Raw genomic sequence first — 16,092 nt, forward strand, 5'->3', positions numbered from 1 at the left:
GTTCCTGGTGCGGTGGTGCCGGTCAGTGGGCCGCGGGCGCCGCGGGCACGAGCGGCTGGCCGATGCCCTCGAGGAGCTCGCCGAACCACTGCTGCGACACGTCGAACGCCTTGCCGCCGGCGATCCGCGGGAACTCGATGGCGCGCAGGCGGTCGCCGTTCTCCTCGTCGTGGCCGATGACGCCCGACTCGCCGCGCAGCGCGCACTCGACCGCGAGGTCCGTCATCGACTTGATGAGGCGCAGGTCCTCGGCGTTCGCGGCGGCCGCGCGCGAGAAGTAGCCGGACTTCTGGACCATGACCTTCTCGGCGCCCAGCTTCTCGGCGAACTGCTTGGCGAACCACTGGCCCGGGTTGACCGTGTCGAGCTTGACGTGGCCGAACGGGTCGCGCTGGACCTCCTCGCCCGCCGCCTCGAGCTGCGCCACGATCTCGTGCATGCCGGCGCCCTCGGACAGGAAGATGTTCACGTTGCCCTGCTCGTCCATGATCGCCTTGAGGCGCTCGGCCTCGGCGTCGATGTCGAGCGCGAGCTCCGGCAGGAAGACCGCGTGGACGTCCCAGCGCTCGCGCGTCAGACCGAGGGCCGGGGCCCACTCCTGGGCGTCGAGCCACTTGCGGTACTCGGCGGCGGACGCCGCGGTGAGCCACCCGCAGTGCCGCCCCATGACCTCGTGCACGATGAGCATGCGCGGGCCCGAGCGGTGCTCGCCGATGACGTTGGCGGCGAAGCCCGCGGCCTCCTCGGCGGCGGTCCACGCACCGAGCGACTGACGGATCGGGATCACGTCGTTGTCGATCGTCTTCGGCAGGCCCACGACCGTGAGCTCGTAACCGTTCTCGTGGAGGTACGCGGCGAGGTCGGCCGCGGTCGTGTTCGTGTCGTCGCCGCCGATCGTGTGCAGCACGTCGACGCCGTCCGCCTTGAGCTGCTCCGCGGCGACCTGCAGCGGGTCCTGGCCCTCCTGGACGAGGCCGCGCTTGACGCAGTCGGCCGCGTTGGTGAGCTTGACGCGCGAGTTGCCGATCGGCGAGCCGCCGAAGCGGTGCAGGATCCCGGCCTGCTTGCGCCCCTCGGAGTCCACGACGATCTTCGTGCCGGTCAGCAGGCCGTGGTAGCCGTACTGGTAGGCGATGATCTCGATCTCCGGGTCGAGCTCCGTGTACCGCTCGATGAGACCCCCGACCGCGGAGGACAGGCACGGGGCGAAACCGCCCGCAGTGAGGAGGGCGACGCGACGAACCGACATGTGAACTCAGAACCTCTCGTAGGACGGATCCTGGCCGGACGGACGCGGTCCGGCGGGGTGGCGGCGACGGGGCTCGGGCCTGCGGGCCCGGCACGACCGGCCGTCGCTCAGTCTACTGACGCCGCGCCGGGCTCCGGCGGCGGTTCCGGGACCTGGACGTCGGGAGCGGGACGCCCGCCGGGCGCACCGCCCGCCACCTCGGACTCGGTGTGGCCCGCCGCGAGGCGCGCCTTCGCCGTGGCCGCGTAGATGTCGACGTACTCCTGCCCGGACAGCCGCATGATCGCGTACTGGATCTCGTCGGCGACGGCGCGCAGGATGAAGCGGTCGTTCTCCATGCCGCGGTAGCGCGAGAAGTCGAGCGGCTCGCCGATGACGACCCCGATGCGCATGGGCGTGGGGATGACCTTGCCGATCGGCTGGGCGATGTTCGTCCCGACCATCGCGACCGGGACCACCGGGGCGCCCGACTCGAGCGCGAGGCGCGCGACGCCCGTCTTGCCGCGGTACAGCCGCCCGTCCGGGCTGCGCGTGCCCTCCGGGTAGATGCCGAACAGGTCGCCCTCGCGCAGGACGCGCAGGCCCGTCTCGAGCGCGGCCTCGCTCGCCTTGCCACCGGCCCGGTCCACGGGGATCGTGCCCACGCCGCGCATGAAGCCGGCGGTCAGACGCCCTTTGACGCCCGTGCCCGTGAAGTAGTCGGACTTGCCGAGGAACTGGACCTTGCGGTCGAGGACGAGCGGCAGGATGAACGAGTCGATCACCGCGAGGTGGTTGCTCGCGAGGATGGCACCGCCCTCGTCCGGCACGTGCTCGACGCCCCGCGTCCAGGGACGGTACAGGAGCCGCAGGATCGGGCCGACCATCACCTGCTTCATGAACCAGTAGAACAACGTTCCTCCTCGCGGGGTCCCGGCGCGGGACGTGCATCCGACTCTAGAGTGATTCCCATGGCCGCACCGAACGCCCAGCCGGACTCCCCGCAGCCCGACGACGTCCCCGACCCCACGCCCGACGACGCGGCGCCGGGTGCGGACCACCCTGCCGCCGCCGACGGGGAGGCGACGGCGTCGCACGACGAGGCGCCCGAGCCCGCGCTCGACGTCGACGCCCGGTGGGCCGGCATCGTGGCCGAGCTCTCCGACCTCTCCGAGCTCGACCGGTCCGACCCGGGCGCCCGGCCGGGCGACGATCCCGGGGCCGCGGAGGACCCGGCGGCCGGGGCGACCGAGGGCTCCCCGCGCAGCGGCCGCGACGTGCTCGGGTCCGTGCCCGTGGCGCCCTGGGTGCGCCCGACCGGCCCGCGGGACTGGCCCACGACGCCCGAGGTCGAGGATCTCGAGGAGGCCGAGAGCCACTTCGTGCCCCCGGACCCGCCGCTCGTCCTCGGGCGCGACCCGCTCCTGACGATGGCGTGGGCGCTCGTCGTCGGCGTGCCGATCCTGCTGCTCGTCGTGCTCGTCGTGGCGCGCCCGTACCCCGTGATCGTCGCGCAGGTGGGCGGCGGCGCCTTCCTCGTGGGGCTGGCGATCCTGCTCTGGCGCATGCCGCACCGGCGGGACGACGACGACCGAGGGCCGGGCGCCGTCGTCTGACGCCCGCGCCTCCCCCGCACCGCGCCCGTGCCGCCCGTCAGCGGCGGGCGAGGTCCGCGGCGCCGACGATGCCCGCCTCGTTGCCGTGCTCGGCGAGCTCGATCCGCGCCTCCGGGCGGTGCCCGCGCGCGGAGAGCTGGTCGGCGAACGCGCGCCGCACCGGCTGGAGCAGGAGGTCGCCCGCCGCGCCGACACCGCCGCCGATGACGATGAGCTCCGGGTCGAGCAGCGCCGTGACCGACGCCGCGCCCTCGCCGATCCAGCGGCCGAGGTTCGCGAGCAGCTCGACCGCGAGGTCGTCACCCTCCTGCGCGGCCTGGGTGATCTGGGGACCGTTGAGCTTGTCCGGGTCGCCGCCGCAGATCTCGAGCAGGCGCGTCGCGCGGTCCGGCTGGGCGATGAGGGCGTTCTGCCCGTCCCGGACGAGGGCGCGCCCGGACGCGTACTGCTCCCAGCAGCCCTCGTGGCCGCAGCCGCAGTAGTGCCCGCCCGGGACGACGCGCATGTGGCCGACCTCCGCCGCGACGCCCCACTTGCCGCGCACGAGCTCGCGGTCGACGACGATCGCGCCCCCGAGCCCCGTGCCGACCGTGAGCATGAGCATGTCCGTCGCGTCGCGCGCGACGCCGAACTGGAACTCCGCCCAGCCCGCCGCGTTCGCGTCGTTCTCGACGACGATCGGGACGTCGACGTCGCCGATGAGCTCGCGCACGTTGCGCGCCAGCGGGTACTCGCGCCAGGCGATGTTCGGCGCGAAGAGCACCGAGGTGCGGTCGGGGCTGACGAAGCCGGCCGCCGCGAGGCCCATCGCGCCGACCTCGTGGTCGGCGGTGAGCTCGGCATAGACGTCGGCGATGGCGCGGTCGATGCTCGCGACGTCGTCGGGCTCGGTGTCGCGGCGCGTCTGGACGAGGATCTCGCCCTTCTCGTCGACGACCCCGGCCGCGATCTTCGTCCCGCCGATGTCCACCCCGATGGCGTGCATGTCCCGTCCTCTACTCGCTCGGTTCCGCTGACTGCAAGGTCTCGCTGCGGGTGCTCGCCCGCTCACGGACCACGCACGACGACGGGGCCTCGACCCCGCGCCACGGGTCGGGCCACCGGAACTCCGCGCCCGCGCGAAACGTTGCGCAAGCAGCGCACAGCACCTGAAGCCTACCGACAACGGCAGGTCTCGGGCACACGCCGCCACTGGGTAGGGTTCTCCCACCGTCGACTACTGCCACTGGAGCCAGAATGGACGAGATCAGCGCCCCACGGATCGTCGAAGTCGATCCCTCGAAGAACCTCAACGACCTCCTCGCGAGCCGCGTCGCGGCCGACCCGGCCGCGCCGATGGTCGAGCGCCGCACGGGTGCCGACGGTGCGTGGCAGGCGCTCAGCGCGCGCGAGTTCGACGCCGAGGTCGTCGCGGTCGCGAAGGGGCTCGTCGCCCGCGGCATCGAGCCCGGCGACCACGTGGGCATCATGTCGCGCACGCGCTACGAGTGGACGCTCCTCGACTGGGCGACGTGGGCGGCGGGCGCGGTGCTCGTGCCGCTCTACGAGACGTCGAGCCCGGAGCAGGTGCAGTGGATCCTCTCGGACGCGGACGTGCGCCTGCTCGTCGTGGAGACCGAGGCGCACGCGGCGACGGTCGAGGAGGTGCGCGACCAGGCCCCCGGGCTGCGGGACGTGCTCGCGATCGACTCCGGCGCGATCGCCACGCTCACGGCCGACGGCGCCGGCGTGGACGACGCCGAGATCGTGCGCCGGCGCGGCCTCGCCGACCTCGCGGACGTCGCGACGATCATCTACACGTCCGGCACGACGGGCCGCCCCAAGGGCGCGGAGCTCACCCACCAGAACTTCTACTCCCTCACGGTCAACGCCGTGGCCGCGGTGCCCGAGGTCTTCGGGGAGCCGGGCGGCCGCACGCTGCTGTTCATGCCGCTCGCCCACGTGTTCGCGCGGTTCATCGGCGTGCTCGTCGTGGCCGGCGGCACGGTGCTGGGCCACACGCCGGACACCAAGACGCTGCTGGAGGACCTCGGCACGTTCAAGCCGACGTACATCCTCTCGGTGCCGCGCGTCTTCGAGAAGGTCTACAACTCCTCGGAGCAGAAGGCGGCCGCGGGCGGCAAGCTGAAGATCTTCCACTGGGCCGCCGCGACCGCGATCGCGTACTCGCGCGCGCTCGACGAGCCGTCCGGGCCGGGCGTCGGGCTGCGCCTGCAGCACAAGGTCGCCGACGCGCTCGTCTTCAAGAAGCTCCGGCACGCGCTCGGCGGCCGCGCGAAGTACGCCGTCTCCGGCGGCGCGCCGCTCGGCGAGCGCCTCGGCCACTTCTACCGCGGCATCGGCGTGCGGATCCTCGAGGGCTACGGTCTCACCGAGTCGACGGCACCGACGAGCGTCAACCGCCCCGGGAACACGAAGATCGGGACCGTCGGCGAGCAGCTCCCGGGCTGCGGCGCCCGGATCGCCGAGGACGGCGAGATCCTCCTGCGGGGCGACCACATCTTCCGCGGCTACCACAACAACGACCAGGCGACCGCGGACGCGTTCGTCGACGGCTGGTTCCGCACCGGCGACCTCGGCTCGCTCGACGAGGACGGCTTCCTGCGCATCACCGGGCGCAAGAAGGAGATCATCGTCACCGCGGGCGGGAAGAACGTCGCGCCCGCCGTCCTCGAGGACCGGATCCGCGCGCACGCGCTCGTCTCGCAGTGCGTCGTCGTCGGCGACCAGAAGCCGTTCATCGGCGCCCTGGTGACGATCGACCCGGAGGGCCTGCCCGGCTGGGCCAGCATGCACGGCAAGGAGTCCCTGACCGTCGAGCAGGCGGCCAAGGACCCGGACGTCCTCGCCGCCCTCGACGCCGCGGTCACGCGCGCGAACCAGGCCGTCTCCCGCGCCGAGTCGATCCGCAAGTTCACGGTCCTCACGACGGACTTCACGGTCGAGAACGGCTACCTCACGCCGTCGCTCAAGGTGAAGCGCAGCGAGGTGCTCAAGGACTTCGCGGCCGACGTCGAGGCGATCTACGTCGACGGGCCCGCGCCCGTCCGCTGACACGGTCCGCGGACCCCGCCCCCGCGCACCACGGCCCTCCCCGGCAGCACGCCGGGGAGGGCCGCGTCGTCAGCGGCGGGCGAGCCGCGCCAGGAGCGCGCGGGCCGGGACGCACGCCGCGCCCATCGCCTGCACGTCGTCGGCGACGGCGCGGTCGCTCGTCACGACGACGACCGGTCGTCCGGCCGGCTCGGCGGCGACCAGGCGCCGGATGAGGTCGTCCGCGATCTCCCCCGACGAGAACAGCACCCGCACGCCGCGCGGGGCGTGCACCGGCCGCGGGCCGCCGTCGGCGCCGTCGAAGCACACGGTGACCTCCGTGCCGGCGGCGGCCACGCGGAGCAGGCCGGCGAGGAGCCGGTCGCGCTGGTCCGCGAGCGACAGCTCGCCGTAGCCCGTCTTCGTCACGTTGTAGCCGTCGACGACGAGGTGCGTCCGCGGCACCGACAGCAGGTCGTCGACGAGCGCCGGGTCGTCCGCCGCGCGGCCGCGCGACCCCGGCCGGGTGCGCGCCGCGTCCGGCAGCCCGGCGGCGACGTCGTCCGCCGGGGTCGTGGTCGACGGGCCGAGCGCGAGCTCGCGCCGGAGCCCCGCCGCCGCGTCGACCACCGTGTCGAGCAGGAGCCGCGCCCGGGCCGTCGCGAGGTCGGCCGACGACGTCCGCGCCCGGCGCGCCTCGTCCCGCTCCGCCCGCGCACGGGCCCGCTCGACGGCGGCCGCACGACGCTCCTCGCGCGCGTCGCGCAGCGCGGCCTCGGCGACGTCCCGCTCCCCCTGCGCCGCCCGCTCGGCGGCCCGCGCCTCGGCCCGCGCCCGGTCCGCGTCCGCGCGCAGCCGCCGCTCGGTCCGGCGTACCGCGGCGAGCTCGGCCGTCGCGGCCTCTGCACGCGCGTCGGCGTCGCGGACCCGCGCCCGGAGGTCCTCGACCTGGCGGGCGAGCCGGTCGCGCTCGCCGCGGAGGCGGGCCGCGTCGTCCCGGGCCGACCGGTCCGCCCGGAGGGTGTCGTCGAGCGAGCGCGCGTGCTCCACCTCCGCCTGCCAGCCGTCGGGCCGCAGGAGGAAGGCCCCCGCGGCCCGTTCGCGCACCTGTGCCGGGGACAGGTCGTCCGGTGGGGCGGCGCCGGGCTCCGGCTCGCTCTCGTGCTCGCGGGACCAGGCCGCGGCGACCGCGTGCCGGAACCCCGCGTCGTCGGCCAGGGCGCGCCACAGGGGCGCCGCCCCGGCCGTCGCCCGCCGACGGGGCGCGAAGGCCCGCACCCGCTGGAGCGCGACCGGGACCAGGGCCGTGTCGAGCGCGCCCAGCGCGTCCGCCGCGGCGGCCACGAGCAGGTTCCGGACCGACGGCGGCACGTCCGGCTCCGCGGGCAGGGCGTCCTCCGGTCCGTCGGCCACCATGTGCCGCGCCTCCTCCGCACCTCGTCCGCGGGTCACCACGGGCGCTTCGTCCACGATCGTCCCGATTCCCTCGCTCCCACCCTATGCCGCCCGGGACGCGGACCACGGCTCCGGGCCCACGTGTCGGCGGGCGGCCGACGGACCTCGCGGCGGCGGTGTCGGTGGCCCTCGTTAGCCTCGCCGCCATGTCGTCCGGACCCGCCCTCGCCGCCCCCCGCGCCGGGTCCGCACCGCAGGGCGTCCCCGTCCAGCCCACGCTGGAGGACCTGGGCACGCCGCTGCACGAGGTGACGTTCGTCGTCGTCGACCTCGAGACGACCGGCGGCTCCCCCGCGGGCGCCGGGATCACGGAGATCGGCGCGGTGAAGGTGCGCGGCGGCGAGGTGCTCGGCGAGTTCCAGACGCTCGTCGACCCCGGGGTGCCCGTGCCCGCCTTCGTCGCCCGGCTCACCGGCATCACGTCGTCGATGGTCGCCACCGCCCCCCGCATCGAGGCCGTCCTGCCCAGCTTCCTCGAGTTCGCTCGCGGCGCGGTGCTCGTCGCGCACAACGCCCCGTTCGACATCTCGTTCCTCAAGGCCGCGTGCCGCTCCGCGGGCTACGACTGGCCCGGCAACCAGGTGCTCGACACCGTGCCCCTCGCACGGCGGGTCGTCACGCGCGACGAGGCGCCGAACCACAAGCTCGCGACGCTCGCGGCCCTCTTCCGTGCCACGGTGACGCCGGACCACCGCGCGCTCGCCGACGCACGGGCCACCGTCGACGTGCTGCACGCGCTCCTCGGCCGCCTCGGCCCGCTCGGCGTGACGCACCTGGAGGACCTCGCCGGGGCGACGGACCCCGTGCCGCAGGACGTGCGCCGCAAGCGCCACCTCGCCGACGGCCTGCCGGACGCGCCCGGCGTCTACCTCTTCCGCGGCCCGGGCGACGAGGTGCTGTACGTCGGGACGTCGACGTCGATCCGACGCCGCGTGCGGTCGTACTTCACGCGCTCGGAGAAGCGTGGGCGCATCACCGAGATGGTGCGGATCGCGCACGCCGTCACGCCCGTCGTGTGCGCGACGCCGCTCGAGGCGCAGGTCCGCGAGCTGCGCCTCATCGCCGAGCACGCCCCGCGGTACAACCGCCGGTCGCGGCACCCGGAGCGCATGACGTGGGTCCGGCTCACCGACGAGGCGTACCCCCGCCTCTCGCTGGTCCGCGACGTCCGCGCACCGGCGGCGCACATCGGCCCGTTCGCCTCGCGGCACCAGGCCCAGGCCGCCGTGGACGCCCTGCACGACGCCTTCGCGCTGCGCCAGTGCACCCGCCGGCTCCCGGTCGTCGCCTCGCCCGGCGCGACGGCGTGCGTGCTCGCCGAGATGGGCCGCTGCTCGGCCCCGTGCACGACAGCCGAGCGCGACACCGGCTACGGGGACGTCGCGGCGGGCGTGCGCGAGGCGTTCGAGGGCGACCCGTCGCGCGTCGTCGCCGAGCTCGGGCGCCGCATCGTGGCCCTCTCGCGCGACGAGCGCTTCGAGCAGGCCGGCGAGCTCACCCAGCGCCTGCGCGCCTTCCTCACGGGCGCGGCGCGGGCGCAGCGGCTCGCCCCGCTCGCCGCGTGCGCCGAGCTCGTCGCCGCGCGCCCGACGGACGCCGGCGGGTGGGAGGTCGTCGTCGTGCGGCACGCGCGGCTCGCCGCGACGGGTGTCAGTGCGCCCGGGACGGACCCGTGGCCGCTCGTGCGCGCGCTCGTCGCGACGGCCGAGACCGTGGCACCGCCCGTGCCGCCGGCCCCCGCGAGCCACCCGCACGAGGCCGAGATCCTGCTGTCGTGGCTCCAGGAGCCCGGGGTGCGGATCGTCGACGTCACGGGTCCGTGGGCGTGCCCGGTCCGCTCGGCCGGGTCGCACGTGGACCTCGCGGCCACGGCCCGCCACGTCGCGCGCCACGCGGACCCCGAGAACGGCGCCGACCTGGCGCACGCGACCGCCGGGCCGACCGTAGAGTGGTCGCCTGACGACGACCCGTCCCCGGAGGAACCATGCTCACCGCCATCGTCCTGATCGACACCGACCCCGCACGCATCCCCGAGGTCGCGTCGGAGGTCGCGGACCTGCGCGGCGTCAGCGAGGTCTACTCGGTGACGGGCAAGGCGGACCTCGTCGCGATGGTGCGGGTCCAGGAGCACGACCAGCTCGCCGACGTCATCGCGGACCGGATCAGCAAGGTCCAGGGCGTCGTGCGCACCGAGACGTTCATCGCGTTCCGCGCCTACTCGAACGTCGACCTCGAGCAGGCGTTCGCGCTCGGCCTCGACGACTGACCGGCCGTCAGTCGCGCGCCGCGGCCTCCGCCCAGCGGGCGAGCGCCGCGCGCGCGGCGCCGGAGTCGACGCTGCGGGCCGCGACGTCGTAGGCCGCGCGGAGCCGCTCGACGAGCGACCCCTCCGCGGTCCCGGGCAGCGTGCCGTCGGCGACGAGACCCGCCGCCGCGTTGAGCAGCACCGTCTCGCGCACCGCGCCCGGCTCGCCCGCGAGGAACCGCCGCGCGACGTCGGCGTTGTGCGCCGCGTTCCCGCCCCGCAGGTCCTCGACCGTGACGGGCGTCAGGCCGAGCTCGGCGACGGGGTCGAGGCGGCGCTCCGTCACGACGCCGTCGCGCACCTCCCACACCGTGGCGCCACCGGTCGCCGCGAGCTCGTCGAGGCCGTCGTCGCCGCGGAACACGAGCGCCGACGTGCCGCGCCCGGCGAGCACGCCGGCGATGAGCGGCGCCATCCGGGCGTCGGCCACGCCGATCGCCGCCGCACGCGGCTGCGCCGGGTTCGTCAGAGGGCCGAGCACGTTGAACGCGGTCGGGATGCCGAGCTCCTTGCGCGCGACGCCGGCGTGCCGCATCGACGGGTGGAACACCATGGCGAAGCAGAAGGTGATCCCCGCCTCCTGCACGATGCGCGCCACGCGGTCGGGCCCGTGGTCGAGCCGGATGCCGAGCTCCTCGAGCACGTCCGCGGCGCCCGACGACGACGTCGCGGCGCGGTTGCCGTGCTTGACGACGCGCACGCCCGCGCCCGCGATGACGAGCGACGCCATGGTCGAGATGTTCACGGTGTGGGCGCGGTCGCCGCCCGTGCCCACGATGTCCACGGCTGGCCCGTCCACGGAGAACCGGCTCGCGTGCGCGAGCATCGCGTCCGCGAGGCCCGTGAGCTCGGCGACCGTCTCGCCCTTCGCCCGCAGCGCGACGAGGAAGCTCGCGAGCTTCACCGGCGAGACCTCGCCCGACATCACCTGGTCCATGGCCCACGCGGTGCGCTCGGCGTCGAGGTCGTTCCCCGCGACGAGCTCGGTGAGCAGCCCGGGCCAGGTGAGGCCCGCACCCGTCGAGTCGCTCGTGGTCGAGGCGGCAGGATGCGGGGTGGCGGTCACGGGTGGCCCTTCGGCTGGTCGGTCTCCTGGTCGGCTACCGCGTGCCGGAGGCGCGCAGCAGGTCGGCGACGGCACGCTGGAGCGCGACCGCGTCGAACGGCCGGGGCACCGCGTCGTCGGCGAGCGACCACGATGCTAGCCAACCGTCCTGCGGCCTGCCGGTGAGGACCAGGACCGGCGGGCAGGCGTAGATCTCGTTCTTGAGCTGGCGGCACAGGCCCATGCCCCCGGCCTTGTCGGCCTCGCCGTCCAGGACCAGCAGGTCCCACCCGCCGGCGTCCGCCGACGCCACGACCGCCGCCGGGGTGGCCACCTCGTGCCACTCGATCTCCGGCTGCCCCGCGCCCAGCCATCGCCCGACGGCGAGCCGCACCTGCTCGCGCACGGTCACGTCGTCGCTGTAGAGCAGGATGCGCGGCGCGCGCGGGGTCACGTCCGTGTCCCCGTGCGTCGTCGTCACGGTCGTCGTCATCGTCGTCACCGTCGCCTTCGTCGTTCCCTGGGATGGGCCCGGGAGCGCGTGCCGCCGCGTGTGGCGGACGCAGGTCCCGACTGGCATCTTGGCACGTCGGAGGGCTTCGCAGCACCCCTGGGGCGGGTCGCGCGCCGACCGGCGCCGGACCGGGGACCAAGGGCCCTGGCCCGTGCGGCGGGCACACCGGTTTCATGGCACTCGGACGGTTTCCGTCACCAAGTGCAGGTCTCCGTGGGAAGTTCTGGAGACATTGTGAGATTCACCGCCTCCGGGCGGCCGTCTGCGTGCCGCGAAGCTGAGGTTCGTCGGCCATAATGGCTCCTGTGTCGACCGCAACGGCTGCCCCCCACGCCCATCAGCACGTGAGCGTCAACCGACCGAACCCCGTCTCGGTCGGGACGATCGTGTGGCTGGCCAGCGAGCTCATGTTCTTCGCCGGCCTCTTCGCCATGTACTTCACGGTCCGCTCCGTGATGCCCGCCGACGAGTGGGCCCTCGAGGCGGACAAGCTCAACCTGACCTTCGCGGCGATCAACACGACCGTCCTGGTGCTGTCGTCGGTGACGTGCCAGATGGGCGTGTGGGCCGCCGAGCGCTTCCAGCCCGTGCGCACCGGATCCATCTTCCAGGTGAACCGCTGGGGGATGAACGAGTGGATGACGCTGACGTTCCTCATGGGCGCGTTCTTCATCGGTGGTCAGATCTTCGAGTACGCCGAGCTCGTCGAGCACGGCGTGTCGATCTCCTCGACGCCCTACGGCTCCGTCTTCTACATCACGACCGGGTTCCACGGCCTCCACGTCGTCGGCGGCCTGATCGCCTTCCTGTTCCTTCTCGGCCGCTCGTTCTCGGCCAAGAACTTCGGGCACCACGAGGCCACGACGGCCATCGTCACGTCCTACTACTGGCACTTCGTCGACGTCGTGTGGATCGCGCTCTTCTTTGTGATCTACATCTTGCGCTGACGACCCGCCCGGGGTCCGCCCCGGACCGCCCACCCGCCCCCTGCTCCCCCACCTGCGAGACGAGGATCATTTCGTGAAGGCACTCGCCGCCCGCAGACACCACCGCTTCGCGCCGGTCGTGCTGCTGCTGCTGGCGCTGCTGGTCACCGGTGGCGTCTACGCCGCCTTTGCCCCGACTTCGGCCAACGCCGAGACCGCCAGCACCGAGGACATCGAGACCGGCCAGAAGCTGTTCCAGGCCAACTGCGCCACGTGCCACGGCCCGAACGCCGAGGGCACGGCCACCGCGCCCTCGCTCGTCGGCGTCGGCGCCGCGTCGGTCGACTTCCAGGTGTCCACCGGCCGCATGCCCATGCAGATGGACGGTCCGCAGGCCATCCAGAAGCCGCGCCAGTTCGACGAGGAGCAGACGGCGCAGCTCGCCGCCTACGTCGCGTCGCTCGGCGCCGGCCCCGCGATCCCCACGGACGAGCAGGTCGACGCCGCGCTCGGCGACCCGGCGAACGGTGCCGCGGTCTTCCGCACCAACTGCGCGATGTGCCACAACGCGATCGGTGCGGGCGGTGCCCTCTCCGAGGGCAAGTTCGCTCCCCCGCTGTGGGACACCTCGGAGCGGAACATCTACCAGGCGATGCTCACCGGTCCGCAGTCGATGCCGGTCTTCAACGACGCCACCGTGACGCCGGAGGAGAAGCGGGACGTCATCGCCTTCCTCGCCGAGCAGCGCGACGGCTCGGCCGGCGGCCTGTCGCTCGGGTCCCTCGGCCCCGTCAGCGAGGGCCTGTGGGCCTGGATCGTCGGAATGGGCCTCCTCATCGGGGCCGCAGTGTGGATCGGAGCGAAGTCCTCGTGAGCGACTACCAGAGCCCCCGCTCGTCCGAGTCCTCGCACCGCGAGGTCGGGCACCGCGAGGAGCACGGCACCCTCGACACGTTCCCGGACCCCGGTCTGCCGGAGCACAAGAGCCGGATGGCCGACCGCGACCCGAAGGCGTCGAAGCGCGCCGAGCGTCAGGTCGCGGCCCTCTTCGGGATCTCCGTCATCGGCACCATCGCGGCCCTCGTCGTCTACTTCGTGATCCCGCCGGACGGGACCACCGCGGGCGTGCGCCTCTCGACGGTGACGCTCGGCGTCGCCATCGCGTTCGCCCTCCTCGGCATCGGCCTCGGCGCGGTGCACTGGGCCAAGGTCCTCATGTCCGACCACGAGAAGGTGGACGAGCGCCACCCCATCGCGAGCGACCCCGAGACGCGCACCGCCGCGCTCGCCGAGCTCGACGCGGGCGTCAAGGACTCGGGCATCGCCCGCCGCGGCGTCCTCAAGGGCGCGGTCATCTCCGCCCTCGCGCTCTTCCCGCTCACCATCGCGGTCCCGCTCGTCGGGAGCGTCGGCGGCGACTGGAACGTCTCCAAGTTCAAGCACACCCTCTGGCAGCGGGGCACGCGCCTCGCGATCGACCCCTCGGGCCGGCCCATCAAGGCCGCCGACGTCACCATCGGCTCGGTGGTCCACGTCATCCCCGAGGCCTCGCAGGAGGAGATGCAGTCCCACGAGTGGATCACGGAGAAGGCCAAGGCCGTCGTCCTCCTGGTCCGTCTCGACCCGCGCGACATCGTGTCCGAGCAGGCCCCCGCCGGGGAGAGCTGGTCGTACGACGGCATCGTCGCGTTCTCCAAGATCTGCACGCACGTCGGCTGCCCCGTCGCTCTCTACGAGCAGCAGACGCACCACCTGCTGTGCCCGTGCCACCAGTCGACGTTCGACGTGGCCGACAGCGCCAAGGTGGTCTTCGGCCCCGCGAAGCGGCCCCTGCCGCAGCTGCCGATCACCGTTGATGACGAGGGCTACCTGGTCGCGCAGAGCGACTTCCACGAGCCCATCGGCCCGAGCTTCTGGGAGCGTCTGAAGTGACCACCAGCACCGGAACCGCCGCACCTCGGGCGGCCGCACCGAAGTCAGCCGCGCCGACGACCCCCGCCGGGAAGGCCGCGGACTACCTCGACCAGCGCACCGGCATCGGTGTCGCGGTCAAGGAGTTCGCGCGCAAGGTCTTCCCCGACCACTGGTCGTTCCTGCTGGGCGAGATCGCGCTCTACTCGTTCGTCGTCCTGATCCTCACCGGCATCTTCCTGACGATGTTCTTCGTCCCGAGCATGTCCCTGGTGACCTACCACGGCGAGCCCGCGTCCATGGACGGCGTGCTCATGTCCGACGCGTTCGCGTCGACCCTGCACATGTCGTTCGAGGTCCGCGGCGGCCTGCTCATGCGGCAGATCCACCACTGGGCCGCGCTCATCTTCATGGCGTCGATCGTCACGCACATGATGCGCGTGTTCTTCACGGGCGCGTTCCGCAAGCCCCGCGAGGTCAACTGGCTCGTCGGCATGCTGCTCATGATCATGGGCCTCGCCGCCGGCTTCTCCGGCTACTCGCTGCCCGACGACGTCCTGTCGGGCAACGGCCTGCGCATCACCGACGGCGTCGTCAAGGCGATCCCGCTCATCGGCTCGTACATGTCGTACTTCATCTTCGGCGGCGAGTTCCCGGGCGAGCACATCATCCCGAGGCTCTTCACGGTCCACATCCTCCTGGTGCCCGGCCTGATCCTCGCGCTCGTCGCGCTCCACCTGTTCTTCGTCGTGCTGCACAAGCACACGCAGTACCCCGGTGGCGGCCGCACGGACACCAACGTGGTCGGCTTCCCGCTGTTCCCCGTGTACGTCGCGAAGGCCGGCGGCTTCTTCTTCGTCGTGTTCGGCATCCTCGCCCTCATGGGCGGCACGATGGCGATCAACAACGTGTGGAACTACGGCCCCTACGACCCGTCCCCGGTATCCGCGGGAGCCCAGCCCGACTGGTACATGCTGTTCCTCGAAGGGTCCTTGCGACTCATGCCGGGGCAGACGGAGTTCGTGATCGGCGGCTACACGCTGTCGCTGAACGTCCTCATCCCCGCGGTGGTCGTCCCGGGTCTGCTGTTCACCTTCCTCTTCGTCTACCCGTTCCTCGAGTCCGCGGTGACGAAGGACAAGCGGGAGCACCACGTCCTCGACCGTCCGCGCAACGTGCCCGTCCGCACCGGCCTGGGCGTCGCCTTCCTCACCGCGTTCATCATCCTGGCGCTCGCCGGGTCGAACGACCTCATCGCGACGCACTTCCACATGTCGATCAACACGATCACGTGGGCCTTCCGGATCCTGATCTTCGTGGGTCCCTGGTTCGCGTTCTGGGTCACGAAGCGCATCTGCCTCGGCCTGCAGCGCAAGGACCGCGAGCTCGTGCTGCACGGCCACGAGACGGGCCGGATCGTGCGGTTCGCGCACGGCGAGTACATCGAGGTGCACCGTCCGCTCGACGAGCAGGAGCGCTGGCTGCGGGTCAACTACTCCGCCCACGCCCCGCTCGAGATCGAGCCGGCGACGGACTCCCGCGGCGTGCGCCGCAAGGGCTACAAGAAGGACAAGCGCCTCCAGCGCCTGTCGCGGTTCTTCTACGAGGACCGCATCGAGCCCGTGACGCCCGCCGAGCTCGCCGCCGCGCACTCGCACGGCGAGCACGACGCCCTCGAGAGCACCAGCCGCGAGCAGATCGAGGCAGGCACCGCCCCCGTCGGCGGCGGTCGAGACCTCGTGGAGCCGGAGAAGGGCGCCGACGAGCGCTGACCCCGAGGTTCCTGCACAGTAGGACGATGACCCGCGACCAGCCCCCTCTTCCTGGTGGGCAGGTCGCGGGTCATCGTCGTCTCTGCCCCGGGGGCGCTGCAGCGCCCGCGTGAGGCGGCAGGGACACCGTCAGCTCACGACCCAGGGACCGTCGGGCGACCTCCGGCGGTCCGTACCAGGAGGTACATCCGGATGCCCGCTTACACCCTGCCCGAGCTGTCCTACGACTACGGTGCGCTCGAGCCGCACATCTCCGGGCGGATCATGGAGCTGCACCACTCCAAGCA

14 protein-coding genes and 1 pseudogene are annotated in these 16,092 nt (G+C 73.2%); 9 read left to right on the plus strand and 6 right to left on the minus strand.

The features are described from left to right. Positions 1-22 precede the first annotated feature (22 nt). Both AC3WT4_RS14835 and AC3WT4_RS14840 read right to left on the minus strand, forming a co-directional pair. Positions 23-1,249, minus strand: coding sequence for a pyrophosphate--fructose-6-phosphate 1-phosphotransferase (locus AC3WT4_RS14835; RefSeq protein WP_074807116.1), 1,227 nt, complete (start codon positions 1,247-1,249; stop codon positions 23-25). Positions 1,250-1,356: 107 nt separating this feature from the next. Continuing rightward, positions 1,357-2,142, minus strand: coding sequence for a lysophospholipid acyltransferase family protein (locus AC3WT4_RS14840; RefSeq protein ID WP_228075234.1), 786 nt, complete (start codon positions 2,140-2,142; stop codon positions 1,357-1,359). 57 nt (positions 2,143-2,199) lie between these two features. Here AC3WT4_RS14840 and AC3WT4_RS14845 point away from each other — a divergent pair, with 57 nt between their 5' ends. Next, entirely contained in the window at positions 2,200-2,844 is a 645-nt protein-coding gene (locus AC3WT4_RS14845; RefSeq protein WP_074807119.1) for a hypothetical protein, read from the plus strand. 37 nt (positions 2,845-2,881) lie between these two features. On the opposite strand, the gene AC3WT4_RS14850 is transcribed toward AC3WT4_RS14845, so the two are convergent. After that, positions 2,882-3,829, minus strand: coding sequence for an ROK family glucokinase (locus tag AC3WT4_RS14850; protein WP_043658218.1), 948 nt, complete (start codon positions 3,827-3,829; stop codon positions 2,882-2,884). Positions 3,830-4,080: 251 nt separating this feature from the next. Here AC3WT4_RS14850 and AC3WT4_RS14855 point away from each other — a divergent pair, with 251 nt between their 5' ends. After that, positions 4,081-5,898, plus strand: coding sequence for an AMP-dependent synthetase/ligase (locus tag AC3WT4_RS14855; protein WP_492315800.1), 1,818 nt, complete (start codon positions 4,081-4,083; stop codon positions 5,896-5,898). A gap of 69 nt (positions 5,899-5,967) precedes the next feature. Here AC3WT4_RS14855 and AC3WT4_RS14860 read toward each other — a convergent pair whose 3' ends face one another. Continuing rightward, complete coding sequence (locus tag AC3WT4_RS14860; protein ID WP_492315801.1) at positions 5,968-7,293, minus strand: NYN domain-containing protein; 1,326 nt, start codon at positions 7,291-7,293, stop codon at positions 5,968-5,970. Between the two features lie 185 nt (positions 7,294-7,478). Between AC3WT4_RS14860 and AC3WT4_RS14865 the strand changes: the two genes are divergently transcribed. Together AC3WT4_RS14865 and AC3WT4_RS14870 are read left to right on the plus strand one after the other, a co-directional pair. Further along, a complete protein-coding gene (locus AC3WT4_RS14865; protein ID WP_492315802.1) occupies positions 7,479-9,338 on the plus strand; it encodes a DEDD exonuclease domain-containing protein in 1,860 nt (619 codons plus the stop codon). Then, on the plus strand, positions 9,317-9,598 hold the full coding sequence (locus tag AC3WT4_RS14870; protein WP_034654744.1) for an Lrp/AsnC family transcriptional regulator: 282 nt from the start codon (positions 9,317-9,319) through the stop codon (positions 9,596-9,598). Before AC3WT4_RS14865 ends, AC3WT4_RS14870 begins: the two co-directional genes overlap by 22 nt. Before the next feature lie 7 nt (positions 9,599-9,605). On the opposite strand, the gene trpD is transcribed toward AC3WT4_RS14870, so the two are convergent. After that, positions 9,606-10,703 carry an anthranilate phosphoribosyltransferase gene (trpD, locus tag AC3WT4_RS14875; RefSeq protein ID WP_400112291.1) on the minus strand — a complete coding sequence of 366 codons (1,098 nt, stop codon included), beginning with the start codon at positions 10,701-10,703 and terminating at the stop codon, positions 9,606-9,608. Between the two features lie 34 nt (positions 10,704-10,737). Further along, a complete protein-coding gene (locus tag AC3WT4_RS14880) occupies positions 10,738-11,175 on the minus strand; it encodes a response regulator (RefSeq protein WP_492315803.1) in 438 nt (145 codons plus the stop codon). Between the two features lie 317 nt (positions 11,176-11,492). Here AC3WT4_RS14880 and ctaE point away from each other — a divergent pair, with 317 nt between their 5' ends. From ctaE to AC3WT4_RS14905, 5 genes and pseudogenes are all read left to right on the plus strand, one after another. Beyond that, positions 11,493-12,143 (plus strand): aa3-type cytochrome oxidase subunit III, encoded by a 651-nt coding sequence (ctaE, locus tag AC3WT4_RS14885; RefSeq protein ID WP_074807129.1) that lies wholly within the window; start codon positions 11,493-11,495, stop codon positions 12,141-12,143. Positions 12,144-12,216: 73 nt separating this feature from the next. Continuing rightward, positions 12,217-12,996, plus strand: coding sequence for a cytochrome bc1 complex diheme cytochrome c subunit (gene qcrC / locus AC3WT4_RS14890; protein ID WP_021481149.1), 780 nt, complete (start codon positions 12,217-12,219; stop codon positions 12,994-12,996). After that, positions 12,993-14,054 carry a cytochrome bc1 complex Rieske iron-sulfur subunit gene (qcrA, locus tag AC3WT4_RS14895; protein WP_255179055.1) on the plus strand — a complete coding sequence of 354 codons (1,062 nt, stop codon included), beginning with the start codon at positions 12,993-12,995 and terminating at the stop codon, positions 14,052-14,054. Before qcrC ends, qcrA begins: the two co-directional genes overlap by 4 nt. Continuing rightward, positions 14,051-15,805, plus strand: coding sequence for a cytochrome bc1 complex cytochrome b subunit (gene qcrB / locus AC3WT4_RS14900; protein ID WP_074807136.1), 1,755 nt, complete (start codon positions 14,051-14,053; stop codon positions 15,803-15,805). Before qcrA ends, qcrB begins: the two co-directional genes overlap by 4 nt. A gap of 192 nt (positions 15,806-15,997) precedes the next feature. Next, positions 15,998-16,092 (plus strand): annotated as a pseudogene (locus AC3WT4_RS14905) (superoxide dismutase); the annotation flags it as partial.

Source organism: Cellulosimicrobium sp. EB106-03-01-XG111, assembly GCF_058792115.1.

Bases quoted from the DNA above. Each gene is read 5' to 3' on its own strand.
- AC3WT4_RS14835 (WP_074807116.1), bottom strand. From the start codon at position 1,249: ATGTCGGTTCGTCGCGTCGCCCTCCTCACTGCGGGCGGTTTCGCCCCG.
- AC3WT4_RS14845 (WP_074807119.1), top strand. From the start codon at position 2,200: ATGGCCGCACCGAACGCCCAGCCGGACTCCCCGCAGCCCGACGACGTC.
- AC3WT4_RS14850 (WP_043658218.1), bottom strand. From the start codon at position 3,829: ATGCACGCCATCGGGGTGGACATCGGCGGGACGAAGATCGCGGCCGGG.
- AC3WT4_RS14855 (WP_492315800.1), top strand. From the start codon at position 4,081: ATGGACGAGATCAGCGCCCCACGGATCGTCGAAGTCGATCCCTCGAAG.
- AC3WT4_RS14860 (WP_492315801.1), bottom strand. From the start codon at position 7,293: ATGGTGGCCGACGGACCGGAGGACGCCCTGCCCGCGGAGCCGGACGTG.
- AC3WT4_RS14865 (WP_492315802.1), top strand. From the start codon at position 7,479: ATGTCGTCCGGACCCGCCCTCGCCGCCCCCCGCGCCGGGTCCGCACCG.
- AC3WT4_RS14870 (WP_034654744.1), top strand. From the start codon at position 9,317: ATGCTCACCGCCATCGTCCTGATCGACACCGACCCCGCACGCATCCCC.
- AC3WT4_RS14880 (WP_492315803.1), bottom strand. From the start codon at position 11,175: ATGACGACGACCGTGACGACGACGCACGGGGACACGGACGTGACCCCG.
- ctaE (WP_074807129.1), top strand. From the start codon at position 11,493: ATGGCTCCTGTGTCGACCGCAACGGCTGCCCCCCACGCCCATCAGCAC.